Here is a 23563-nt window from a genome sequence, read left to right as displayed (position 1 = left end):
ATGAACGAGGATGTCCCCATCGGGGAACTGATCGGCCAGCTGGTCGAGGACGGCAAGGCATTCGCCCGTGCCGAGGCCGGGCTTTACCGCGCCCGCGCCAGGGCGGCGGCGACCCCCCTTCTCCGCGCCGCGGTGCTCGCCGGGCTGGCGCTTGCACTCGCGCTCGGCACGGTGCCGGCACTGCTCGTCGGGCTGGTGCTGGTGCTGCAGCCGGTGACCGGCACCGGGGCAGCGCTCACCATCGTGATCGCCGGCGCGCTGCTGGCGGCAGCGGGGCTGGGCTATCTTGCCTGGCGCCAGATCAGGCGGGCGGGCCGGTGAGCGCGCGCGACGAAGCCGCGCTGGCAGCAGCGCGGGCCGAAGCGGAAGCGGCGCGGGCGCAGCTGCGCGCCTCGCTGATCCGGCTTGGCGAGCGGCTCGATCCCCCGACGCTTGCCACCGAAATCGGTGCCGAGCTTGCCCAGCGGGCGCGGCGGCGCGCCGATGCCGCGACCCGCGCGATGGCCGAGCGTGCGGCAGCGGGCGCGCGCGCGGCGCTTGATCGTCCGGGCCTGATCGGTGCGCTGCTGCTGGCGGTGATTGGCATCGGCCTGCGTGACCGGATCGCGCGGGGGATCGCGCATGCCGGGAAGACCCTGTCTGCCCGCGCAACCCGCCGCAAGGCCCGTGCCGCCGCGCGCCCCGCCCCCGCCCCGGCGCACGACGCGAACGCCGACCATTCCCCCGCGCCCCCGCCCCCGCCCGGCGCAGACGAGCCGCCCTTTCTTCTTGCCGACCACGGAGTATGACCATGGCCCATTCCGATCCCTCCCCCGCACCCGCCGGTTCCAGCGCCGCCGCCAGTGCCGCCACCATGTCCGACCGGATCGATGCGGTGCGGGCGCGGACCGGCGAGCTTGGCGAAGACCTGACCCGCCGGATCGCCGATACGCCGCTGCTGGCGCTTGCCGGCGGGATTGCCATCGGGGCGCTGATCGGCGCGGCGCTGCCGCCCAGCCAGCGCGAACGCCGCACCCTCGGTCCGGTCGGGCGCAAGCTCGGCGCGGCTGCAGCCGAGGCCAGCCGCGCCGCGGTTTCTGCCGGCAAGCAGGAACTGGGCATCGGCACCGCGGCAAAGTCGCCGGTGGAGGCGCTGGCCGACCGGGCGATCGGCGCGGTCGCCGCCGCCGGCCAGGCGGCGGCCGGCGCGGTCAAGACGACCAAAAAACCCTAAAGCGTTCGATCGGTTGCACCCGATCGCGCGCTCCAGCTTTGTGTTTACCGCGTTTTCCGGGTCGCCGGGTGGGTCCACCCGGCCTGGAGACGCGCTTGCGGGAGCTTGCGGACTTGCTCCCCGGCCCGCGCCCGGCTAGGCGCGCGGGCCATGAGCAAGATGCATCTCGTGTTCGGCGGCCGGGTCAGCGACCCGCAGGGCCTTGATTTCGTCGATCTGGAAAAGATCGACATTGTCGGCATCTATCCCGACTATCGCAGCGCGGAAAATGCGTGGCGCGCCGCCGCGCAGCGCACCGTCGACGATGCCGAGATGAAATATGTGGTCGTGCACCTGCACCGGCTGCTCGACCCGGCGAAGGACGAAGCCTGAACGACCCGGTCGGCAGCGACCGCCTGCCGGCCGTCAGGCGTTGCGGTAACGCCACATCAGCAGCGGCCGGGCAAGCGCGAGGCCGGTGATGAAGCCGCCGATATGCGCGGCAATCGCGATGCGCCCGCCCGCCGCCGACAGGCCGAGCAGCGACTGGACGAATATCCAGGCCGCGGCCAGCCACAGCACGCGCACCACGAACGGCGACAATGGGCCGATCGCGCGCACCTTGGCGCGGCTGAAAAACACCGCATAGGCACCGATGGTGGCCGACATCGCGCCGCTTGCGCCGATCATCGGCACCGTGCTGCCCGGATCGACCGCCCAGTGCGCCGCCGCCGCGCCATAGGCCCCGGCGACATAGAGCACCGCACTCCCCGCCCCGCCGATCACCTGTTCGACGAACCGGCCGCAATAGACGAACATCAACAGGTTGAACGCCAGATGCACCAGCCCGGCATGGATCAGCGTTGCTGACAGCGGCGTCGTCCAGACCGGCCAGGCACCGGGCAGGTCCAGCCCCTCGGTCAGGCGCAACGGGATGAAACCGGCGGCAACCGCAAACCGGTCGCCATCGCCCATCAGCGCAACCAGCATCCAGGCCAGCGCCGTGAACACCGCGATCCAGTTGGTGACGCGGGCATTGGCGGCGTCAGGCATGGCGGTGAACCCGCATCGCGGTCGTCATCACGCCCGTGTCAGATGAACTCGATCTTCGAGACCAGATAATAACGGTCGCCCGACGGCACCGTCACCTCGACCTCATCATCGACCTTGCGCCCGATAAGCGCGCGGCCGAGCGGCGAGTTGTAGCTGATCCGCCCCAGCTTGGCATCGGCCTCGGTCTCGCCGACGATCTGATAGCGAACCGGCTTGTCGTCTTCATCGAGCAGCGTGACGGTCGCGCCGAACACGATCTTGTCGCCCGACAGCTCGGTCGGGTCGATGATCTGGGCGCGGCTCAGCCGGTCCTCGATGCGGGCGATTTCGGCCTCGATCTGGCCCTGGCGTTCCTTGGCGGCGTGATATTCGGCGTTTTCCGACAGGTCGCCATGCGCGCGCGCCTCTTCGATCGCGTCGATCACCTGCGGCCGCTCGACCGTTTTCAGCCGGTGCAGATCGTCCGTCAGCTTGCGATGGCCTTCGGCCAGCATCGGCATTTTTTCGACGGTCGCCATCAATCCACCCTTCGCCCAAGAAAATCCGGCACCCCGGGCGGCCCCGTCAGGGCCACCCGCCACACGAACACAATGTCGGGGGTCAGGCGCGGAGCCCTGAATAATATGACTGGAGCGAGCGCACTTCAAGGGGATGTGCGGCAAGTGCCGCGATTGCCCGGACGGCGGCGGCCGCAGCGGCAGCGGTGGTGAAGCTCGGCACCCGGTGGGCAAGCGCGGAGGCGCGGATCGACTGCGAGTCCTTGAGCGACAGCCAGCCTTCGGTGGTGTTGAAGATCAGATGGACGGCACCGTCCTTGATCCGGTCGACAATATGCGGCCGCCCCTGCGCGACCTTGTTGACCCGGTCGACCGCAAGCCCGGCCGCCGCCAGATAATCGGCGGTGCCGCCGGTCGCGATCACGCGGAACCCCATGCCGATCAGGTCGCGCACCGGCTCCAGGATCTGCGGCTTGTCGCTGTCCTTCACCGACACGAACAGCGTGCCCGACAGCGGCAGGGTGGTGCCCGCACCGAGCTGCGACTTCAGGAACGCGGTCGCAAAATCGCTATCGATGCCCATCACTTCGCCGGTGGACTTCATTTCCGGCGACAGCACCGGATCGATGCCGGGGAAGCGCGCGAACGGGAACACCGCTTCCTTGACGGCGATGTGCGGCACCCGCCAGTTGATCGGCGGCAGCGCGGCCAGTTTTTCGCCCGCCATCACCCGCGCGGCGATCTTGGCAATCGGCGTGCCGATGGCCTTGGCGACGAACGGCACCGTGCGGCTGGCGCGCGGATTGACCTCGATCAGATAAACCTCGCCGTCCTTGACCGCGAACTGCACGTTCATCAGCCCGCGCACGTCGAGCGCCCGCGCCAGCGCCTCAGTCTGGCGCTCGATCTCGGCAACGATCTCGTCGGACAGGCTGTAGGGCGGCAGCGAACAGGCGCTGTCGCCCGAATGGACGCCCGCTTCCTCGATATGCTGCATAACGCCGGTGACGACGACATCCTCGCCATCGCCGATCGCATCGACATCGACCTCGATGGCGTCGCGCAAATAGCGGTCGATCAGCACCGGCGAATCGCCCGACACCTGCACGGCGGTCGCAATGTAGGAATCGAGCTGGTCGGGGCCGTCGACGATTTCCATCGCGCGCCCGCCCAGCACATAGGATGGCCGGATCAGCACCGGATAGCCGATCCGCGCGGCGACCGCGATCGCCTCGTCCCGGCTGCGCGCAATGCCGTTGGCCGGCTGCTTCAGGCCCAGCTGTTCGACCAGATCGGCAAAACGCTCACGGTCCTCGGCCAGATCGATGGCATCGGGGCTGGTGCCAAGGATCGGGATCCCGGCCTTTTCAAGCGCGGAGGCAAGCTTGAGCGGGGTCTGGCCGCCAAACTGCACGATCACGCCCAGAAGCTCGCCGCGCGCCTGCTCGGCATTGAGCACCTCGAGCACATCCTCGGCGGTCAGCGGTTCGAAATACAGCCGGTCCGACGTGTCGTAATCGGTCGACACGGTTTCGGGGTTGCAGTTGATCATGATCGTCTCGAACCCCGCCTCGCGCAGCGCGAAACAGGCATGGACGCAGCAATAATCGAACTCGATCCCCTGCCCGATCCGGTTCGGCCCGCCACCCAGAATGACGATTTTGCGCCGGTCGGACGGCTGGCTTTCATCCTCGGGCGTGCCGAAGGACGGGGCCTCATAGGTCGAATACATATAGGGCGTGCGCGCGGCGAACTCGGCCGCGCAGGTGTCGATGCGCTTGAACACCGGCCGGATGCCGAGCGCATGGCGATGCGCGCGCACCACATCCTCGTGGCGGTTGACCAGTTCGCCCAGCCGCTGATCGGAAAAGCCCATCGCCTTCAGCCGGCGCATCGCGCCTGCATCCTGCGGCAGGCCGTTTGCGGCGACCTCGCGCTCGGCGGCGACGATCTCGGCCATGCGGGCGAGGAACCAGCGGTCATAGCGGGCGACCTCGTGCACCTCGTCGATGCTCAGGCCCTCGCGCAGCGCCTGGGCAGCGACGAGCAGCCGGTCGGGCGTCGGCCGCGCCAGCGCCTCGATGATCGTTTCCTTGCGCGCACCGATGAGCGCGGTTGCAGGGTTGAGCCCCGACAGCCCGGTTTCCAGCCCGCGCAGCGCCTTTTGCAGGCTTTCATGGAATGACCGGCCGATCGCCATCACCTCGCCGACCGACTTCATCGCCGTCGACAGATGCGGTTCGGAGCCCTTGAACTTTTCAAACGCGAACCGCGGAATCTTGGTGACGATATAGTCGATCGTCGGTTCAAAGCTCGCCGGGGTGACGCCGGTGATGTCGTTCTGGATTTCATCGAGCGTGTAGCCGACGGCCAGCTTGGCCGCGACCTTGGCGATGGGAAAGCCGGTTGCCTTCGATGCCAGCGCTGACGAACGCGACACGCGCGGGTTCATTTCGATGACGACCAGCCGGCCATCCTTCGGATTGACCGCGAACTGCACGTTGGAGCCGCCGGTTTCCACCCCGATCTCGCGCAGCACCGCGATCGAGGCGTTGCGCATGATCTGATATTCCTTGTCGGTCAGGGTCAGCGCCGGGGCGATGGTGATCGAATCGCCGGTGTGCACGCCCATCGGATCGACATTCTCGATCGAGCAGATGATGATGGCATTGTCCGCCCGGTCGCGGACCACCTCCATCTCATATTCCTTCCAGCCGAGCACCGATTCCTCGATCAGCACCTCGTTGGTCGGCGACGCATCAAGGCCGCCGGCCACGATCTCGGCAAACTCCTCGCGGTTATAGGCGATGCCGCCGCCGGTGCCGCCCAGGGTGAAGGACGGGCGGATGATCGCCGGCAGGCCGACATGGTCGAGCGCGGCGAGCGCCTCGTCGAGCGAATGGGCGATGCGGCTGCGCGGGCTTTCCAGCCCGATCCGGTCCATCGCCTCGCGGAACTTCAGCCGGTCCTCGGCCTTGTCGATCGCATCGGCATCCGCGCCGATCATGCGCACGCCGAACCGGTCGAGCGTGCCGTCGCGGAACAGGGCAAGCGCGGTGTTGAGCGCCGTCTGCCCGCCCATCGTCGGCAGGATCGCGTCGGGGCGTTCCTTCTCGATGATCTTGGCGACGATCTCCGGCGTGATCGGCTCGATATAGGTGGCGTCGGCAAACTCCGGGTCGGTCATGATCGACGCCGGGTTCGAGTTGACGAGGATGATGCGGAACCCCTCGGCCTTCAGCGCCTTTGCCGCCTGGGTGCCGGAATAGTCGAACTCGGCGGCCTGGCCGATGACGATCGGGCCGGCGCCGATGATCAGGATCGAGGAAATGTCGGTGCGTTTGGGCATGGCGTGTCTCAGTTCTTGCCGCTGGCCGCGCGGACGCGACTGACGAACTTCTCGAACAAATAAAGGCTGTCCATCGGGCCGGGGCTGGCCTCGGGGTGATATTGGACGCTGAACGCCGGGCGGTCGGTCAGCTCCAGCCCGCAATTGCTGTCGTCGAACAGCGACACATGCGTCTCGCGCGCATTGGCGGGCAGGCTGTCGCGCTCGACGGCAAAGCCGTGGTTCATGCTGGTGATTTCAACCTGGCCGGTGTCGAGCCGTTTGACCGGGTGGTTGGCGCCGCGGTGGCCCTGATGCATCTTCACCGTGCGCGCGCCGATCGCCAGCGCAAGCAGCTGATGGCCAAGGCAGATGCCGAACAGCGGTCTGCCCGTCTCCAGCATCTGGCGAATGACCGGCACCGCATATTCGCCGGTCGCCGCCGGATCGCCCGGCCCGTTCGACAGGAAGAAGCCGTCGGGCTTGTGCGCCATCACCTCGTCAAAGCTCGCAGTCGCAGGCAGCACGGTCACCTTCGCCCCGGCCTTCACCAGATTGCGGAAGATGTTGTGCTTGCTGCCATAATCGATGGCGACAATGTGCGGCCGGTCAGCATCCGCACCGCCCGGCTGATAGCCCGCGCCCAGCTGCCACACGCCGCCGTCCCACGGATGGTCCGCCGCGCACGACACCTGGCCGGCCAGGTCCATGCCCTCCAGCCCCGGCCAGGCGCGCGCCATGTCAACAAGCGCGGGGATGTCGAACACCCCTTCGGCATTATGGGCGATCACGCCATTGGGCGCCCCGCCCTCGCGGATGCGGCGGGTGAGCGCGCGGGTGTCGATCCCCGCCAGGCCGATCTTGCCGCGCGCCTTCAGCCAGCTGTCGAAACCCTGGGCGGCGCGAAAGCTGGACGGCGCGGTCACATCCTCGCGCACGATGCAGCCGAGCGCATGGGCGTGGTCCGCCTCCACATCCTCGTCATTGGCACCGACATTGCCGATGTGCGGGAAGGTGAAGGTGATGATCTGCCCCTCGAACGACGGGTCGGTCATGATTTCCTGATAGCCGGTGATCGCGGTGTGGAAGCACACCTCGCCGACTGCGGCACCCTCGGCGCCGAAGCCCCTGCCCCAGATCGTCTCGCCACTGGCCAGGACGAGCACCCCGGTTGGTCTTTCGGGTGCGCGCAAGGGCGTGGCGTCGGCCATGATGGGCAGGCTCCTGAACAAGGGTGACGGCGATATCGCTAAGGCCCGTCCGCTAGGCTTGCGCGGGGCGGCGGTCAACCTGTTAAAGCGGTGCCCATGATTCGCGACGACATCAAATCCGCGCTCGTTGCCGCCATGAAGGCCGGCGACAAGGAGAGCACCGCCACCCTCCGCCTGATCCAGGCGGCGATCAAGAACCGCGACATCGAGGCGCGCACCGGCCCCGCTCCCGCCGACGACGATCTGCTGGTGATCGAAGTCATGCAGAAAATGGTCAAGCAGCGGCGCGAATCGATTGCGATGTACGAACAGGGCGGCCGGCCCGAACTGGCGGCGGGCGAAGCCGCCGAGGTGGCGGTGATCGAACGCTTCCTGCCGAGGATGATGGACGATGCGGAAGCCGCCGCCGCGATCGCCGCGATCCGCGACGAGATCGGCGCGACCGGGCTGAAAGACATGGGCCGGGTGATGGCGGAGCTGAAGGCCCGCCATGCCGGCCAGATCGACATGGCGAAGGCAAGCGCGCTGGTGAAGGCCGCGCTCGGCTGAGCGCGCCGCACCATGGCTTTTGCCGTCCCCGCCCCGCCGCGCTGCGGCGGGGTTTGACACGCCGCGACCGCGCGGCAGGATCGCCCGCGTCATGAGCCTGTCCCCGGCCTTTCTCGACGAGCTGCGGCAACGCACCCTGCTGTCCGCGCTGGTTGGCCGGACGGTCAAGCTGCAGCGCGCGGGGCGCGAGTTCCGCGCCTGCTGCCCGTTTCACAACGAGAAGAGCCCGAGCTTCTACGTCAATGACGAGAAGGGCTTTTACCATTGCTTCGGCTGCGGCGCGCATGGCGATGCGATCCGCTGGCTGACCGACCAGCGCGGCCTGGGGTTCATGGATGCGGTGCGCGAGCTCGCCCAGGCGGCGGGGCTGGAGGTGCCGGCCCCGGACCCGCGCGAGGCGCGGCGGGCCGAACAGGCGCGCGGCCTGCACGAGCTGATGGCCGATGCCGCGCGCTGGTTCGCCGACCAGTTGGAGGGCGCGGGCGGCGGCGCGGCGCGCGATTATGTCGCGCGGCGCGGCATCAGCCCGTCAACCCGCACGGCCTTTGGCATCGGCTATGCGCCCGACAACCGCCAGGGACTGCGCCGGGCGCTGGCGGGCTATGGTGATGCGTTGCTGATCGAGGCCGGGCTGCTGATCGCGGTTGAGGGCAAGGAGCCTTATGACCGGTTCCGCGACCGGCTGATGATCCCGATCCGCGATCCGCGCGGCCGGGTGATCGCCTTTGGCGGGCGCATCATCGGCCAGGGCGAGCCCAAATATCTGAACTCCCCCGACACGCCGCTGTTCGACAAGGGGCGGACGCTGTTCAACCTTGACCGCGCCGCCGCCGCCGCCCGCCGCGAAGGCCGGATGATCGTGGTCGAGGGCTATCTGGACGTGATCGCCCTCGCCCAGGCGGGGATCGGGGCGGCGGTCGCCCCGCTCGGCACCGCGCTCACCGAACAGCAGCTGGAGCGGCTGTGGCGGCATGTCGACCAGCCCCTGCTGTGTTTCGACGGCGACGGCGCGGGGCAGAAGGCCGCCTATCGCGCCGCCACCCGCGCGCTGCCGCATCTGCAGCCGGGCCGCTCGCTGGCGTTCCTGACCCTGCCGCCCGGCCAGGACCCCGATGATCTGGTTCGCGCCGGCGGCGCGGCGGCGTTTGAACAGCTGGCGGCAAAGCCCGAGCCGCTCGTCGACCGGCTGTGGCGGCACGAGGTCGAGGCCGCGCCGCTCACCACCCCCGAACAGCGCGCCGGGCTGCGCAAGCGGCTGGCGCTGCTCGCCGCCGAAATCGGCGACGGCGATGTCCGCGCGCAATATCAGGCCGAGTTCCGCCAGCGTTTCGAGGCCTCCTATCTCGCCCGCCCGCCCCGCGGCGGCGGCAGCTTTAGCGGCGGATTTGGCAGCAGGCCTGCCCCGTTCCGCGCCGACGGCCGCGGGGGGCGCGCGGCGGGCGGGCAGGCGGCTTTGCCGGGTTCATTCCCCCGCTGACCGACGATGCCAAGGCGGTGGGCGCGACCGGCATGGACGCGATTCTCGTCAAGGGCGTGGTCGCCGGGCTGCTCGCCATGCCCGACCAGCTGGGCGTCCATCTGGAGGCGCTGCACATGATCCGCTTTGCCGATCCGCGGATTGCGGCTCTGGTCGGGCGGCTGGTCGAGCTCGCGCTCGGTCCCGAAATGGCTGTTCAGGAGACGCTTGATCCCGAACGGCTCGCCACCATATTGGCGGGTAGCGAGTTCGATGCGCTCGTGCGAGAAATGTTGCGTGCCGACAGCCTGCCTTTTTCCTTCACCCGGAAAGATGCCGATCCAGGCCGTGCCCGCGCCGCTCTGGCCGAGGCCATCCATGTGATGGTCGCCGGGCCGGAAATCGCGGCGGCGCTGGCAGCGACCACCGCTCAGCTGACCCGGTCGTTCGATGAGGCGACCTATAAGGAGCAGCAGCGGCTTCTCGAAATGCGTGTCGAGATCGACCGGCGGCTTGCAAATCTGCTGCAAGACGACGAAGGCGAAGGACTGACTTGAGCTCGGGCGGACAGATGGCGAAAACGATGGATGAACCGGTCGACAAAGCGGAGGGCGGCGACGCGCCCCTGATCGATCTCAACGAAGCGTCGGTCAAGAAGCTGATCACCCGCGCCAAGAAGCGCGGCTACATCACCTATGACGAGCTCAATGAGGCGCTGCCCCAGGACCAGATGTCGTCCGAGCAGATCGAGGATATCATGTCCGCGCTCAACGACATGGGTGTGAACATCGTCGAGAATGAGGACGCCGGCGAAGACGCCGAGGAACAGTCCGACGACGACGAGCTCGATACCGCCGCCGATTCGGAAGCCGGCTTCGCCCCGCTGCCCGAAAAGAAGAAGGAAACCGTCGACCGCACCGACGATCCGGTGCGCATGTATCTGCGCGAGATGGGCGCGGTCGAGCTGCTCAGCCGCGAGGGCGAAATCGCCATCGCCAAGCGGATCGAGGCCGGGCGCGACACGATGATCCTCGGGCTGTGCGAAAGCCCGATCACCTTCAACGCCATCATCGGCTGGTCGAACGCGCTCAACGAAGGCACGATGCAGCTGCGCGAGATCCTCGATCTTGACGCGATGCTCAACAAGGATCCGACGCCCGACAATCTCGAAGACGAGGAAGGCGGCGACGGCGAGATTTCCGAAAAGACCGCCGGCCCGTCGTTCAAGGACGAGGACGAGGTCGAGGAAGAGCCGGCCGGCGAAGACGATGACGAGATGACCGAGCGGCGCGCCCAGCGCCCGATGGAAGAGGATGACGAGGACAACACCCTGTCGCTCGCCGCGATGGAGGAGCTGCTCAAGCCCGGCGCGCTCGAAAAATTCGCCCGCATCGCCGAAATCTACCAGAAATTCGCCAAGCTGCAGGGCCAGCGCCTCGGCGCGATGGGCGGCGGTGCCGCCTTTGCGCCGGCCAAGGAGCGCGACTATCAGAAGCTGCGCGAGGAGCTGACCGCCGAGGTCGAAAGCGTCCAGTTCCACAACCAGAAGATCGAATATCTGGTCGATCAGCTCTACAGCTATAACCGCCGGCTGACCGCGCTGGGCGGGCAGATGCTGCGCCTGGCCGAGCGCCACAAGGTGCCGCGCAAGGATTTCCTCGACCGCTATGTGAACCATGAGCTCGATGAGAGCTGGCTCGACAGCGTGCGCGGCGTCGACAAGAAGTGGACGGCCTTTGCCAATGCCGAGGCCGATGCGGTCGAACGCATCCGCGCCGAAATCGCCGAAATCGCGCAGGCGACCGGCATGGCGCTGCCCGAGTTCCGCCGGATCGTGAACATGGTCCAGAAGGGCGAGCGTGAGGCACGGATCGCGAAGAAGGAAATGGTCGAGGCCAATCTGCGCCTCGTCATCTCCATCGCCAAGAAATACACCAATCGCGGGCTGCAGTTCCTGGACCTGATCCAGGAAGGCAATATCGGCCTGATGAAGGCGGTCGATAAGTTCGAATATCGCCGCGGCTATAAATTCTCGACCTACGCCACCTGGTGGATCCGGCAGGCGATCACCCGCTCGATCGCCGATCAGGCGCGCACGATCCGCATCCCGGTGCACATGATCGAGACGATCAACAAGCTGGTGCGCACCAGCCGCCAGTTCCTGCACGAACAGGGCCGCGAGCCGACGCCCGAGGAAATGGCCGAGCGGCTGTCGATGCCGCTCGAAAAGGTCCGCAAGGTGATGAAGATCGCCAAGGAACCGATCAGCCTTGAAACGCCGATCGGCGATGAGGAGGATTCGCACCTGGGCGATTTCATCGAGGACAAGAACGCCGTCATCCCGGTCGATGCCGCGATCCAGGCGAACCTGAAGGAAACGGTGACACGCGTGCTTGCCAGCCTCACCCCGCGTGAAGAACGCGTGCTGCGCATGCGCTTCGGCATCGGCATGAACACCGACCACACGCTCGAGGAAGTCGGCCAGCAGTTCAGCGTGACGCGCGAGCGCATCCGCCAGATCGAGGCCAAGGCGCTCCGGAAGCTCAAGCATCCGTCGCGCAGCCGCAAGATGCGCAGCTTCCTCGACCAGTGAAGCCGCCTGCGCGGTGACTGTTTCGGCCCCGTCCGGCACGTGCCGGGCGGGGCCTTTTTTGGCGGCAACCGACTGCCCGCGCACACTGGCCCGCCCGGTGCTGTCCGGCCGGATGCCGCCAGCCGGCCATTGCCGGTTGTCAGTGGCCGAAGGGCGGGCCATCATGGCGCCCGTCGGCACAGACCGGCCAGGGACGGGGCTCAAGGCGGGATGCAGGGCAGCGACGAGAATGACGGGCCCCGCGACCCGGCGGCCGCGCATGCGGCGGCCGGCGCGCTCGCGCTCCGCGCACTCGATGCGGCGGAAGAAGCTGTCTGGGATTGGGATGTCACAGGTGACCGGATCTCGCCGTCCGGTGGTTGGCCCGGCTGCTACGCCCTGCCGCGCGATGGCATCGGGGTGCTGGACTGGCGTGCGCATGTTCACCAGCAGGATCACGCAGAGCTTCGCGACTGGGCCATCCGGCTGGTCAAGGGGATTGATCGCTGTTCAGGCGCTGAAATCCGTCTGCGCACCCCCGATGGCGGCTGGCGCTGGGTGCTGCTGCGCGGCCGGGTGACGGCACGCGATGCCGCCGGTCGGGCGCTGCGTGCGCTCGGCACGGCGGGGCGGATCGATGCCCGCAAGGAAGATGAACGCCGCCGCGCGGCGCTGCTTGCGCTTCATGAACAGCTGTTCGCGCGCAAGCCCGAGCCGGGGGAAACGCTGGCGGCGGCGGGCGCGGTGCTCGGCCATTTCCTCGATGCCCGCACGGTCGGGCTGATCGAGACCGATGCCGATCAGGCGGTCGCGCTGGTCCGCACAGCCTGGACGACCGGGGGGCCACCGCCGCCCGCCGAACGCCGCCGGGTCGCGACGCTTGGTCGGATGCTCGCCGATGCGCTCAGCGGCGATGAGGCCATCGCCCTTCCCGATCTTGCTGCCGGCGATCTGCGGCGCACCTCGCCCTTTCTGGCCGGGCTTGCCGATCTGGGCATCGCTGCGGCGCTGTTCCTGCCCATGCCGGGCCGGCCCGCCCGCGCGCTGCTGTTCGCGCTCGACACCAGCCCGCGGGGGTGGAGCGCGGCGGAAATCGCCACCGGCCGCGCCATCGCCGACCGGCTGGGCGAGGCGCTGGCCGAAGCGCGCGCGCTGACCGCCCTGCGCACCAGCGAACAGCGCATGGCACAGGCGATGACTGCGGCCGGCTTTGGCGTGTGGCAATGGGATCTGCTCACCCATGCGTTTGATGTATCGGACGGGTTCGGGCTGCTGTTCGGCCGCCCGCCCAATGCCGTGCGCACCGCCGAGACGTTTTTCATGGCCGTCCACCCCGATGACCGCGACCGCGTCAGGCGCGAATGCGAGCAGCTCTGGTCGCGCGACGGCCCGGCGCTGCTCGACGTCGAATATCGCGCCGCGACGACGCGCGACGGGCCGCGCTGGCTGCGCGCCAAGGGGTCGGTGGTCGAACGCGACCGCAGCGGCGCACCGATCAGCATCGGCGGGCTGCTGTTCGACATCACCGACCGCAAACTTGCCGATTCGGACCGCGACACCGCCCAGCAGGTCGCGCTGCGCGCCTCGCGCCTGTCGGCCATGGGGGCGCTCGCCTCCACCCTCGCCCATGAGCTCAACCAGCCGCTCGCCTCGACCGCCAATTATCTGGCCGCCGCGCGGCTACGGCTCCGGGGCGCGGCGGGTTCGGGACCACAGGATCCGGGCCCTGCAACCGATGCCGGGGCCGATGCGCTGGCCCTTGTCATGCACGCCACCGACACGCTGCGCCGGGCATCGGAGATCATCCGGCGGATGCGGCGCTTCACGCTGTCGGGCGAGGTGTCGCGCAGCCTTGGCCAGCTGCCCGACATCGTCGCCGCCGCCTGGGAACAGACGCGGATGCGCGAAACCGCTGCCGGCGTCGCGCTCGGGCTGGACATTGCAGCGGATGCGACCGGCATCGACTGCGACGTGCTGCAGATCGAACAGGTGATCGGCAACATCCTGCGCAACGCCTGCGACGCGATGGCCGGCTGTGCCGACCGGCGGATCCTGATCCGCGCCCGGCGTGAGGGCGGGGATCTGCTGATCGTCATCGCCGATACCGGGCCGGGCCTTGCCCCAGAGGCCGAAGCGCGGCTGTTCGAACCGTTCCGCACGACCAAGGATGACGGCACCGGCCTTGGGCTTGCGATCTGCCGCACGGTGATCGAGGCGCATGGCGGCACCATCGTCGCGCGCCGCGCAGAGACCGGCGGCGCTGCCTTTCACATCCGCCTCCCCAACCTGCCCCTTCCCAGCCTACCGCTTCCCAGCCTTCCCACGCACCGGCCAATCCGCGCCAACCGGATTGAGGCTCAGCCGAAACGCGGCGCGCGGGCGAAATCGGCCGGGCCGAACGGCCGGTCAGAAAACAGATAGGGATAATAGAACTCGCGCAGCCGCCGGTGATAGGCGCGGACGCGGTCCTGATAGGCCAGCTGGCCGGCGACGCCGGTGCCGGCAACATCGTGCAGCGCCTGTTGCAGGCCGAGCGGCGGCAGCAGCCAGCCCAGCGTCCGTGCCGCGCGTTCGCGCCGCGCAATACCCTCGCGATAGGCCCGCGCGGTGGCCGCGACCTCGACATCCCCCAGATGCTGGAAGGCATAATACCATTTCCAGTGAAAGGCCGCGCCGACGGGGCGGTGCCGCGATAGGCGGGGTAAAGCGCCAGGAAACGCGCCATTGTCTCGCCGCGCGGCTTGTCCCAGCCGGCATGAACGGCCTCGCGGTTCGCCCGTGCCAGCGCTGCGCCATCGGGAACGGCGATGGCGCCATTGATCGCGATATTGGCCGCTGCGGGCACGATCAGCGTGGCGGCGAACCAGATCGCGCCCAGGCTTGCCGCATTGACCGACGAACGCAGGCCGATACGGGCGACCAGCACCGCAACCAGCCCCCAGAACAGGCAGGCAAGCACGACCAGCCCGGCAAAGCCGAGCGCGCGGGCCGGTGCGGTGCCGGCCCAGATGGCCGCGACCGCAAAGGGAAGCAGCAGCGCCGCCAGCACCAGCGCAAGCCGCAGCGCGATGCGCGGCGCCCAGATCCGCCGCCGCGCCGCCGGCTGGGCGCGCAGCAGCGCCAGCCGCCCGGCCTCGCCCTCGCCAGAGCGCAGATCGTGGAGCAGCGCAAAGATCACCAGCGGTGCCAAATAGATGACGACAAAAGCGAAATCGAACCGCCCGGGCAGCGCGAGTTCGGGATTTGCGGCCTCATTCTCGTAAATCTGTCCCTCGAGCGCGAGCGCACGGATGCGCAGCATTGCGGGCGCGATGTCCCGCCCGCCAAGCGCGGCGAAGGCAAGGTCCGACGGCGCGTCCCAGGTCGCGTGGAAGGTGTAATAGGCGGCCGACCCGGCATCGGCGGCGTGGCGCATCACTGCGGCTTCGTCCGCCCGCTGAAGCGCGGTCATGCGGTCGATGGCAGCGCGTTCGCGCGCGACGGTCGCAAGGCCGAGCGCAAGGCTCGCCGCCGCGAACACCGCCAGCGCCAGCACGGCGAGCAGCGCGCGCCGGTCGCGCGCCAGCAGCCGCGCCTCGCGGAGCAGATCGGCGATCATGCCCGCACCTCCATCCGCCGCGCGGCGATCAGCAGCAGCGCCAGCGCCGCCCCCAGCCAGGCCAGCAGCCGGGCGAACGGCGCGGCCATCGCCGCGCGCCGGGCCGCGGGATCGGGGGCCGCAAAGGCGAAATCCGGGATTTCGCGCCAGCTGGCGGCGGCGATGCGCGACCGGCGTTCGGCCTCGGCATCGCTGCTGCGGCGGGCATCGTCGGCGGCAGACACGCGGGTCGTGTGCATGGCGTTCAATCGCTGGACCATGTGATAACGATGCGCCTCGGCCTGATCGAGAAACGCCAGATGGGTGTTGAGATCGGTCGCCGCGCCAAGCATCGACAGCCGCCTGACCGCAATTGCCGGGCTGGCCCAGGACAGGACATCGACCAGCGCCAGCTGAGCGCGCTGGATGCCCGCCGACCGGGCCGCATAGCGGGCGAACAGCGATGCGGTCAGCCGCTCGCCCTCCGCCGACAGCGCGCCGCGATAGTTGAACGGCAGATCCTCGATGCGCGTGACGCCATATTGGCGCAGCAGCCGCGCGCGGAAGGCGGCGAAGAACGGATCGTCGGGATTATGGCTGTCGCCCAGCCGGCGCAGATCGGCGTTGATCGCCAGCTCCGTCTCGGCCCGGCCGGGAAGCGGGTGGACCAGCCCGGCAAGCGCGGCGGCCCCGCGCGGCAGCAGGATCACGGTGACCGCCCACAGCGCGATGAGCGCGATCAGCGCGCCCTGCGCGGTGCGGGCGAGCGCCGACACCGCCGTCACCACCAGCGCCCAGCCGAGCAGATAGGCAAGGCTGGCCAGCCCGATCAGCGCGGCGATGCCGGCTTCGGCCGGCGCGGTGCCGGCGGCAAGCGCAAGTCCGGCCAGCGCCGGGGCGGCGGCGGCAAGAGCGACCACCGCCAGCGCCAGCGCCTTGCCGGCGATGATCTGCATCGCGGTCGCGCCATGCGCCCTGAGCGTGACCAGCCCCCCGCCCTCACGCTCGCGCGCCACGCCGGCAAAGCCCAGGAACACCAGCAGCAGCGGTGCCAGCGTCTGCAGCACAAAGGCCGGCGTCAGCTGGCCGAACCGCACCAGCCCCGAGGATTCGCGCGCCGCGCCGAAGGTCGCGCTGTTCTGCCGGTGCCCCTCCAGATAGAGAACGGTGCCGGTAAAGGCATCAACGCCGGGGTCGAACGCCGCCAGCGGCCCGACCGGGCGGATCGCATAGCTGCCATAATGGACCATGCGGTGGGGATGGCGGCCGGGCTGGGCCTTGAACGCGCTGTCGGCTGCATGCTGGCTCGCCGCCCGCGCGGCGCGCGCCACCTCCATCTGCCGCCACGAAGTGAGCGCGGCGATCGCCGACAGCAGGATCAGCGTCGCCATGCCGATCAGCGCCAGCCGCGAGCGCAGGATCAGCCTCAGCTCCCCCCGGCAATGACAAAGGCGGTCGTCATGCCGGGTCGCGCCCCACGCCCTGAAAGGCGCGGTAGAGCGTCTGCAGGTCGAACCGCGCGCCTGTCGCAGACTGATCGCTGCCGATCATCGCATCCCATTCGGCAGCGATGCGGCCGTCGCGGATCAGCCCGATCCGGTCGGCGACATCGGCAGCGCCCAGCAGGTCGTGCGTCACCATCAGCACGCCGATGCCGCGCCGGCCGACATCCTCGACCAGCGCGTGGAAATCCTCGGCTGCTTTCGGGTCCAGCCCCGATGTCGGCTCGTCGAGCAGCAGCAGCGGCGCGCGGCGCAGCATGGCGAGCGCGATCGCCGTTTTCTGGCGCATCCCTTTGGAAAACGCCCCGGCCCGCCGGTCCCACGCGGCGGGATCGAGGCGGACGGCATCGAACGCCGCCGCAATCTCGGTCGCCGCCGGCCTGATCCCGGCAATGTCGAGGAAATAGCGGACATTCTCGCGCGCGCTCAGATGATCATAAAGCGCGACATTTTCGGGCAGATAGGCGATTGCGCGGCGCACCGCATCGGGCGCGCGCGCCGGATCCTCGCCGCCGACCAGGATCGACCCGCCGGCGCGCGGCAACAGGCCGAGGATGGCGGCGACCGTCGTCGACTTGCCCGATCCGTTGCCGCCCAGCAGCGCATAGACCTGGCCCGGCGCGACGCTGAGCGACAGACCATCGACGATCCGCCGCCCGCCCCGGTCGACCGCCAGCCCGTCAATGGCAAGCAGGTTCATGGACGTCCTCCAAAGGCATAGCGCAGCGTGACCGCGCCCGCGCGCGGCATGCCCGGCTGCACCCACAGCTGGGCAAAGCTGTTGGCATACCAGCGTTCGTTGAACAGGTTCGTCACCTCCCCGAACAGCTCGACCCGGTCGCTCAGCCGCGCGCTTGCGAACAGGCGCACCAGCGTGTGCGCGGGCAGGAAAAAGTCCGTCCCCGCCTCACCCAGCCGCCGGCCGACATGCTGGACGCCCGCCCCCAGATCGAGCGGCGTGGCGCCCAGATCGAAGCGCCGGGCGAGCTGCACATTGAGGTTGTGGCGCGGGATGTTGATCAGCGGATCGCCGGCGCGGATCGCCAGCCCGAAATCGGGATCGGCGACATCGCGCCGCGCCTCGGCATCGACAAAGGCATAGGAGAACCAGAGGGTCAGATTGCCCGGCAGCCGCCCTTCGAGATCCAGCTCGACGCCCCGGCTGCGCGCCGCGCCGACGGGCAGCGAAAAGCCGGGATTGCCCGGATCGGCGGCCAGCACGTTGCGCTTGGCGAGCGAAAACGCCGCGAGCGTGCCGGTCAGCCGCCCGTCGAACAGGCTGAGCTTGGTGCCGATTTCAGCCGAGCGGGTGGTTTCAGGATCGAAGATCTGGCCGCGCACATCGGCGCCCAGATTGGGCCGGAACCCCTCGCCATAAGCCGCATAGAGGGCGATGGCGGGCGTCGCGTCATAGACGATGCCGGCCTGGGGGCTGAACCGCGTCCGGTCGCGCCGCGCGACGACGCCGGTGGTGCGGTTGCGGCTGGTGATCGTGACATCGTCGAACCGGCCGCCCAGCCGGATCTGCAGCCGCTCGGTGAGGCGGATCTGGTCCTGCACATAGGCGCCCCAGGCCTTTTGCCGGTCCAGCCGGTCGGTCTGCGGCCCCGGCACGGGCAGCGGGAACCGACCATAGACCGGGGCGAGCACATCGATATCGTTGCTCGCCTGCGCGCTGGTCGCCGCGCCGATCACCGGCGGGCGGGCGCGCAGGAACAGCTGGCTGTTGTCGAACCGGTCATAATCCGCGCCGGCGAGCAGCCGGTGTTCCAGCCCAAACGTGTCGAACCGGCCCGCCACTTCGCCGCGCAGCACGAAATGATCGGCGGTATAGCGGCGATAGCGGCGCTGGCGCGACAGCGAGCGGCCGTCGCGGAACAGCCGCTGGCGGCCGCGCACCAGCTCCGCCTCGGTCGAGAACCCCTCCAGCCGCGTCTCGCGGAAACTGGTGCCGAGCAACAGGCTCCAGCTGCCGCCCAGATCCTGTTGCAGCTGCAGCTGCTGGCCGGTGGCGTCGGCCTCGATCGGCCCGTCGCCCGGCTCGCCCAGAAAGCGCCCGCGCGGCAGCGCGTCGAGCCGCCCGCCGATCGCCGCGATCCCGCGATCAAACGGCACTTCGGTGCGCGTCACCTCCAGATCATAGGTGATGCTGGTGCCGGCCCAGGGGTTGAAGGTGACCGTGGGCAGAAAGCCGAAGCGGTTGCTCTCGACCGTATCGCGAAAGCTGTCCGACTGTTCGGCAAAGCCGATCAGCCGCACAGCGACCGTCTCCCCGGCGGCAAGGTTGATGTCCGCCTCGCCGCGCAGCCGGTCAAAGCTGCCGCCGAGCAGCGACACCCGGCCATGGGTGGCGAAATCGGCGCGCTTGGTGACGATGTTGACCGTGCCGCCCGGCTCGCCGCGCCCGAACAGCGCGGCATTCGGGCCTTTCAGCACCTCGATCCGCTCGATCCCCGCCGCGTCGCGCGTGCCGCCAAAGCCGCGCCCGCCATTGAAGCCGTTGACCAGATAGCCGGTCGGCAGATTGGGATCGCCGGCAAAGCCGCGCACCGCAAAGGCATCCCACAGCCCGCCAAAGGCATTCTGCCGCACGACACCGGCATTGAGGTCGAGCGCATCGCTCAGCCGCGTCGCATTGGTGCGGTCGAGCCATTCGGTCGAAATCACCGAAATCGCCTGCGGCGTTTCGCGCAGCGTGAAATCGCCGCGATAGGCCTGGCGCTGGGCGGTGACCGTGATCTGCCCAACCCCCGCCTCTGCATCGTCAACATCGGCCGCCGCCGCCGGCACCGCCGCCAGGGCAAGACCGATCATCATCGCCATGCCCGATGGCGTCCGACCGCAAACCCGCATCTGTTCCAACCCCTGTTTCCGCGCCCCCTGCCGGGCGATTCCGCGCGCTTGATACAAGATAACATCACTGACGCAAGCAGCAGATGTTGCCCGCGCGCGTGGCTCAGAAATCCATCGTCAGGAACAGGGTCGCGTTGCGCGGCGCGTTGACCTGATAGCCGCCGCTGCCGACGATCTGCCAGTCATAGGCATTGGTCAGGTTGACGATGGTGAAGCGCAGCAAGGCCGGGGTGCGCGCCAGTTTGAACGTGTAGCGCAGGCCCGCATCGATGATCGTCCGCGCCGGCACCTCGACCAGGTTGAGCGTGTCCGCCACCCGCGCGCCGCGATGCGTGGCGGCCAGCGTCAGCGCCAGCCCCTCGGCCCCCGGCACCGCATATTGGCCCGACAGGGTCAGCGTCCGCCCGGTCTGGCCGAGCGCGCGGCGGCCGATCCGCCCCTCACGCACCGGCGCGCCGGTGACGCGCGGGCGCATCAGCACCGCACCGGCAACGATGGTCAGCCCGTCGGCCAAAGTGCCCGCCGCGCTCAGTTCCACACCGCGGTGGCGCACCTCGCCCAGCTCGGTGAACACATTCTGCGCGTCGGTCGCGAAATAGGGTTTGCTGACGTCGAACAGCCCGCCGATCAGGCTCAGCCTGTCGGTCACCTTCCAGCGCAGCCCGGCATCGCTCTGCCGGGTCAGGATCGCGGGCAGCACCTCGGTGCGGTTGGCCGCGCTGTCGGGCGCGATGCCACTTTCCTCCAGCCCGCGCGTATGGCTGCCATAGGCGACCAGCCCGGGCGCAAGGTCGAGCGCGAAGGTCGCGGTCGGCAGCCAGGCATGGTCGGTGGTGCGCGATCCCGCCGCGCCCGGGCGCAGCACCGTCTTGCGATAGCCGGTGCGCTGGATGCCAAGGCTGATCGACCCCCGGCCGTCCCAGCGGCCGTCATAGGCAAGGCCGGCGATCCACTGGCTGACATCTTCCACCGTCTGCGCGCCGGGGGTGAACAGCGGCTGCGGCACGTCGATCCGGTCGGTGATGCTCACCCGCCCGAACGACCGCCGGGCGCTGCCGCCAAACAGGCTGTCGCGCAGCCGCCCGCGCAGCACCGCGTGCAGAACATGGCGGCGCGGCCCGTCGCTGAGCGCGCGGCTCAGCCGCAGCTCGCCGCTGGTCGCCGCGATCTTCTGCAGCGGATCGCGCGAGATGCGCCGTTCCGCCGTGCCGTCCGGGGTCAGATCGGCAAGGATATGGGCATATTGTTCGGGCGTGCGGGTGACCGACCGGAACAGGCCGGCGGCCAGCGACCAGTCGTCGCCCTCGCGCCAGCGCGCGATCATGCCCGAATGCGTGACCATGTTGCGCGTATCGGCCCAGTCGGGGCCGATATAGTCGCGGCGCGCGACGCGCGGCGGCAGGAACGGCCCGGCGGGCAGAAACAAAGGCGTCGCTTCCCGGTCCCAGGTGTCGATCCGGCTCCAGAACGGGATGATCTCGACCCCGTCGCGCGGGCGCCAGCGCGGGGCGACCGCATAGGACGCCAGGATCGCGCCCGCGCCGCTCGCATATTCCTCGGCAAAACCCGCCGCGCCGGCGACAATACTCAGCCGGTCGCGGATCACCGGGATCTGCGCATCCAGCTCGATCCGCCCGCCGCCGAACGAGTTCAGCCCGACCATCGCGCTCAGCACCGGATCATTGCCCGCCGGGCGGATGCGGTAATCGACGATGCCGGTGGGCGCGGGCAGCAGATATTGCCGCGCGGTCAGCCCGACGCGGATGGTGTTGCTTTCGACCAGCCGGTCGGTGAACGCCGAGGGCCGGTCGATATACAGCCCCTCGATGCGGATATTGTTGGCCGCAACCGGCGAGAAGCCGCGCACGTCAGAGCTGCTGTAAAGCCCCACGCGTTCGTTGCCGACGCTGGTGCCGAACGCGTCCTCGGCCGCGACGGCAGCATTGTCGCCAACGCGCTGCGCCGCCGCGGGGGCAGCAAGGACCAGGACCGGCAGGAAAAAAGAACGGACGGCGTGACGCATGACGTGACAGTGTCACATGCCGATTTCGGGCGCAGGTGCAAGGGGGCAATGCGCGGGGCAGGCGCCACCGGCATGTCCGGGGCCCGGCATGATCGCGGGCGACGGACGGATCGGGAGACGCAGGGCCACAGGCCCACGCCCGCCATCCGCCGCCCGGACACACCCCGGCCCCGCCAGACCGGCGGGGTCCTGGTCCGATCCTGACCGCACGATGCCGCGCCGTCGATCACCCGATCGGGTGATGCCGCGGATTTCAATCAAGTCCCGCCATCCCCGCAGCCCGCACTGATCCGCCTCCCCAGCGGCGATGTTGATTTCAGTCCATTTTGGTTGTTTTACTGGCCAGGCATTGCAGAACCGGTGTGACCCATGCTGTTACCGGCTCGCAGCGATGGACAGAATATTCCGACATTTCATCACCCTGCCTCCTTCACGCGGTGTGATGATCCGGACACCGGCCGGCCGGCCGGCATGCGCCCCGCCTGACCGGGGCGAGATCCGGTCCTGCGGCCTATGGGAAGCAACTACTCCGAATGGGGTATGGCATGGCGCGATAAGACCCTGATAACGCTTGAGACAAACCACCAGAGGAAGGCGCTTCTTCTTGCCTGTTGCCGTTGATCATTTGACGGATTTCCTGCGCCGGCTGAATGGCGCGGCCCTCAGATCGGCACACAATCCCGATCTGTGGGAGGATCTTGTCCAGTCCGTCTTGGAATTCTTCGGCGTTCGCGGCGCGGCACTTGCGATCTGCGATCTGGATTCCATGGCATTCATTCACGCCATGATGTGCGGATTTCCGCTGACATCCGAACAGATCTGGTCACGCTATACCAACGAGCTGCGCCACACCGACTTTCACCCCGAATTGCTGGCCCGGCTGCCCGACGGATCCGTCTATACCGATGCCGATGCGTTTCCGGCCGAAGACCGCCGGTCGCCCGCGGTGATCGCGTGGCTGGAACGCAAGCTGGGCGTGCGACACCAGCTGTCGCTGGTGGTCAAGGAAGGCCGGCATGCCGCGTCGCTCCAGCTTCACCGGGCGCGGGCCGACGGGCCGTTCAACGATGCCGACCGCCGGGTCATGCAGATGATCGCGGCGGAAATCGACACCAGCCTGAAGATTTCGCTGCGCCATGCAGCCGATGTGCTGCGGTCCTACTGGAATGGCCTGAGCGCGCACGGAACACGCTCGATCTGCCTGCTCGACGATCAGGCCCGGGTGCTGATGGCCACCGACGCCTTCATGCGCGACCTCGCAGAGACCGGGCAGCTTCACGTCCGCAACGGCCGGCTGGGCGCGACGCGCGTCATCGTCCAGGCGCGGATCAGCGAAGCGCTGGAACGCACGGCCGCCGGTCTGCGCACCGTGCCGGTGATCGTCTCGCGCACGCCGCGCGACCCGAGCTGGGTGGCGGCGGCAAGCTTTGCGCCCCTGCCCGCCGCCCGCGAGACGGTGTTCCTCAATCGCGCGGTGGCGCTCGTCTCGCTCGAGATGCAGCGCCGCGATTCAAGCCATGTCGCCGAAACGCTGATCGATAGCTTCGGGCTGACCCCGCAGGAAGCGCGGATCGCGGTGATGGTCGGCTTCGGTTCCAACCTGACCAACATCGCCGCCGATCTGGACATCACCCGCGAAACCGCGCGGACCCACCTGAAACGCATCTTCCAGAAAATGGGTCTGCGCCGCCAGGCAGACCTGATCCAGCTGACGTCTCGGCTGCTGCGCCCCTGAACATTGCCGACAAAC

The 23563-nt window shown here is 68.8% G+C and carries 19 protein-coding genes; 10 read left to right on the top strand and 9 right to left on the bottom strand.

All coding sequences use genetic code 11. The features are described from left to right. The 4 genes from GVO57_RS09605 (at nucleotide 1) to GVO57_RS09590 (ending at nucleotide 1585) form a co-directional block, all read left to right on the top strand. Complete coding sequence (locus GVO57_RS09605) at nucleotides 1–321, top strand: phage holin family protein (RefSeq protein ID WP_160592958.1); 321 nt, start codon at nucleotides 1–3, stop codon at nucleotides 319–321. Next, the gene (locus tag GVO57_RS09600; protein ID WP_160592957.1) at nucleotides 318–788 is read left to right on the top strand and encodes a hypothetical protein; all 471 of its coding nucleotides are present in this window, start codon (nucleotides 318–320) and stop codon (nucleotides 786–788) included. The genes GVO57_RS09605 and GVO57_RS09600 overlap by 4 nt, the downstream gene beginning before the upstream one ends. Before the next feature lie 2 nt (nucleotides 789–790). After that, nucleotides 791–1213 (top strand): hypothetical protein, encoded by a 423-nt coding sequence (locus tag GVO57_RS09595; protein WP_160592956.1) that lies wholly within the window; start codon nucleotides 791–793, stop codon nucleotides 1211–1213. Between the two features lie 150 nt (nucleotides 1214–1363). Further along, a complete protein-coding gene (locus GVO57_RS09590) occupies nucleotides 1364–1585 on the top strand; it encodes a DUF4170 domain-containing protein (protein ID WP_160592955.1) in 222 nt (73 codons plus the stop codon). A gap of 33 nt (nucleotides 1586–1618) precedes the next feature. Here the strand turns inward: GVO57_RS09590 and GVO57_RS09585 are convergent, their stop codons facing one another. The 4 genes from GVO57_RS09585 to carA form a co-directional block, all read right to left on the bottom strand. After that, nucleotides 1619–2245 carry a rhomboid family intramembrane serine protease gene (locus GVO57_RS09585; protein ID WP_160592954.1) on the bottom strand — a complete coding sequence of 209 codons (627 nt, stop codon included), beginning with the start codon at nucleotides 2243–2245 and terminating at the stop codon, nucleotides 1619–1621. Nucleotides 2246–2283: 38 nt separating this feature from the next. Next, complete coding sequence (greA, locus tag GVO57_RS09580; RefSeq protein ID WP_160592953.1) at nucleotides 2284–2763, bottom strand: transcription elongation factor GreA; 480 nt, start codon at nucleotides 2761–2763, stop codon at nucleotides 2284–2286. An 82-nt stretch (nucleotides 2764–2845) separates the two neighbouring features. Next, nucleotides 2846–6091 (bottom strand): carbamoyl-phosphate synthase large subunit, encoded by a 3246-nt coding sequence (carB, locus tag GVO57_RS09575; protein WP_160592952.1) that lies wholly within the window; start codon nucleotides 6089–6091, stop codon nucleotides 2846–2848. An 8-nt stretch (nucleotides 6092–6099) separates the two neighbouring features. Next, on the bottom strand, nucleotides 6100–7281 hold the full coding sequence (carA, locus tag GVO57_RS09570) for a glutamine-hydrolyzing carbamoyl-phosphate synthase small subunit (protein WP_160592951.1): 1182 nt from the start codon (nucleotides 7279–7281) through the stop codon (nucleotides 6100–6102). A 96-nt stretch (nucleotides 7282–7377) separates the two neighbouring features. Between carA and GVO57_RS09565 the strand changes: the two genes are divergently transcribed. The 5 genes from GVO57_RS09565 to GVO57_RS09550 all read left to right on the top strand — a co-directional run bounded on the left by GVO57_RS09565 (nucleotide 7378) and on the right by GVO57_RS09550 (nucleotide 14279). Next, on the top strand, nucleotides 7378–7830 hold the full coding sequence (locus GVO57_RS09565; RefSeq protein ID WP_160593936.1) for a GatB/YqeY domain-containing protein: 453 nt from the start codon (nucleotides 7378–7380) through the stop codon (nucleotides 7828–7830). Nucleotides 7831–7921: 91 nt separating this feature from the next. Continuing rightward, nucleotides 7922–9307 carry a DNA primase gene (dnaG, locus tag GVO57_RS09560; protein WP_327785512.1) on the top strand — a complete coding sequence of 462 codons (1386 nt, stop codon included), beginning with the start codon at nucleotides 7922–7924 and terminating at the stop codon, nucleotides 9305–9307. 32 nt (nucleotides 9308–9339) lie between these two features. After that, nucleotides 9340–9843 carry a hypothetical protein gene (locus GVO57_RS15025; protein WP_233281316.1) on the top strand — a complete coding sequence of 168 codons (504 nt, stop codon included), beginning with the start codon at nucleotides 9340–9342 and terminating at the stop codon, nucleotides 9841–9843. A 26-nt stretch (nucleotides 9844–9869) separates the two neighbouring features. Continuing rightward, nucleotides 9870–11879 (top strand): RNA polymerase sigma factor RpoD, encoded by a 2010-nt coding sequence (rpoD, locus tag GVO57_RS09555; RefSeq protein ID WP_407695686.1) that lies wholly within the window; start codon nucleotides 9870–9872, stop codon nucleotides 11877–11879. 210 nt (nucleotides 11880–12089) lie between these two features. Further along, entirely contained in the window at nucleotides 12090–14279 is a 2190-nt protein-coding gene (locus tag GVO57_RS09550; protein ID WP_160592949.1) for an ATP-binding protein, read from the top strand. Here GVO57_RS09550 and GVO57_RS15470 read toward each other — a convergent pair. From GVO57_RS15470 to GVO57_RS09525, 5 genes are all read right to left on the bottom strand, one after another. Next, a complete protein-coding gene (locus GVO57_RS15470; RefSeq protein WP_327785560.1) occupies nucleotides 14216–14491 on the bottom strand; it encodes a DUF3526 domain-containing protein in 276 nt (91 codons plus the stop codon). The two genes, GVO57_RS09550 and GVO57_RS15470, sit on opposite strands and share 64 nt — an antisense overlap. A 961-nt stretch (nucleotides 14492–15452) precedes the next feature. Further along, entirely contained in the window at nucleotides 15453–16826 is a 1374-nt protein-coding gene (locus GVO57_RS09540) for a DUF3526 domain-containing protein (protein WP_160592948.1), read from the bottom strand. Between the two features lie 67 nt (nucleotides 16827–16893). Next, a complete protein-coding gene (locus GVO57_RS09535; RefSeq protein ID WP_160592947.1) occupies nucleotides 16894–17637 on the bottom strand; it encodes an ABC transporter ATP-binding protein in 744 nt (247 codons plus the stop codon). After that, entirely contained in the window at nucleotides 17634–19760 is a 2127-nt protein-coding gene (locus GVO57_RS09530) for a TonB-dependent siderophore receptor (RefSeq protein WP_233281315.1), read from the bottom strand. Before GVO57_RS09530 ends, GVO57_RS09535 begins: the two co-directional genes overlap by 4 nt. A 133-nt stretch (nucleotides 19761–19893) precedes the next feature. Next, entirely contained in the window at nucleotides 19894–21813 is a 1920-nt protein-coding gene (locus tag GVO57_RS09525) for a TonB-dependent receptor domain-containing protein (protein WP_160592946.1), read from the bottom strand. Nucleotides 21814–22438: 625 nt separating this feature from the next. On the opposite strand from GVO57_RS09525, the gene GVO57_RS09520 reads away from it, so the two are divergent. Then, nucleotides 22439–23548, top strand: a complete 1110-nt coding sequence (locus GVO57_RS09520) for a helix-turn-helix transcriptional regulator (RefSeq protein WP_160592945.1) — start codon at nucleotides 22439–22441, stop codon at nucleotides 23546–23548. Nucleotides 23549–23563: the final 15 nt, after the last annotated feature.

Source organism: Sphingomonas changnyeongensis, assembly GCF_009913435.1.
GTDB classification, from domain to species: Bacteria; Pseudomonadota; Alphaproteobacteria; order Sphingomonadales; family Sphingomonadaceae; genus Sphingomonas_B; species Sphingomonas_B changnyeongensis.
The sequence above is the reverse complement of the archived record's forward strand: the minus strand, read 5'-3'. Positions and strand labels throughout refer to the sequence as shown.

Bases quoted from the DNA above. Each gene is read 5' to 3' on its own strand.
- GVO57_RS09605 (WP_160592958.1), top strand. From the start codon at position 1: ATGAACGAGGATGTCCCCATCGGGGAACTGATCGGCCAGCTGGTCGAG.
- GVO57_RS09595 (WP_160592956.1), top strand. From the start codon at position 791: ATGGCCCATTCCGATCCCTCCCCCGCACCCGCCGGTTCCAGCGCCGCC.
- GVO57_RS09590 (WP_160592955.1), top strand. From the start codon at position 1,364: ATGAGCAAGATGCATCTCGTGTTCGGCGGCCGGGTCAGCGACCCGCAG.
- GVO57_RS09585 (WP_160592954.1), bottom strand. From the start codon at position 2,245: ATGCCTGACGCCGCCAATGCCCGCGTCACCAACTGGATCGCGGTGTTC.
- greA (WP_160592953.1), bottom strand. From the start codon at position 2,763: ATGGCGACCGTCGAAAAAATGCCGATGCTGGCCGAAGGCCATCGCAAG.
- carB (WP_160592952.1), bottom strand. From the start codon at position 6,091: ATGCCCAAACGCACCGACATTTCCTCGATCCTGATCATCGGCGCCGGC.
- carA (WP_160592951.1), bottom strand. From the start codon at position 7,281: ATGGCCGACGCCACGCCCTTGCGCGCACCCGAAAGACCAACCGGGGTG.
- GVO57_RS09565 (WP_160593936.1), top strand. From the start codon at position 7,378: ATGATTCGCGACGACATCAAATCCGCGCTCGTTGCCGCCATGAAGGCC.
- dnaG (WP_327785512.1), top strand. From the start codon at position 7,922: ATGAGCCTGTCCCCGGCCTTTCTCGACGAGCTGCGGCAACGCACCCTG.
- GVO57_RS15025 (WP_233281316.1), top strand. From the start codon at position 9,340: ATGGACGCGATTCTCGTCAAGGGCGTGGTCGCCGGGCTGCTCGCCATG.
- rpoD (WP_407695686.1), top strand. From the start codon at position 9,870: ATGGATGAACCGGTCGACAAAGCGGAGGGCGGCGACGCGCCCCTGATC.
- GVO57_RS09550 (WP_160592949.1), top strand. From the start codon at position 12,090: ATGCAGGGCAGCGACGAGAATGACGGGCCCCGCGACCCGGCGGCCGCG.
- GVO57_RS09540 (WP_160592948.1), bottom strand. From the start codon at position 16,826: ATGGCGACGCTGATCCTGCTGTCGGCGATCGCCGCGCTCACTTCGTGG.
- GVO57_RS09535 (WP_160592947.1), bottom strand. From the start codon at position 17,637: ATGAACCTGCTTGCCATTGACGGGCTGGCGGTCGACCGGGGCGGGCGG.
- GVO57_RS09530 (WP_233281315.1), bottom strand. From the start codon at position 19,760: ATGGCGATGATGATCGGTCTTGCCCTGGCGGCGGTGCCGGCGGCGGCG.
- GVO57_RS09525 (WP_160592946.1), bottom strand. From the start codon at position 21,813: ATGCGTCACGCCGTCCGTTCTTTTTTCCTGCCGGTCCTGGTCCTTGCT.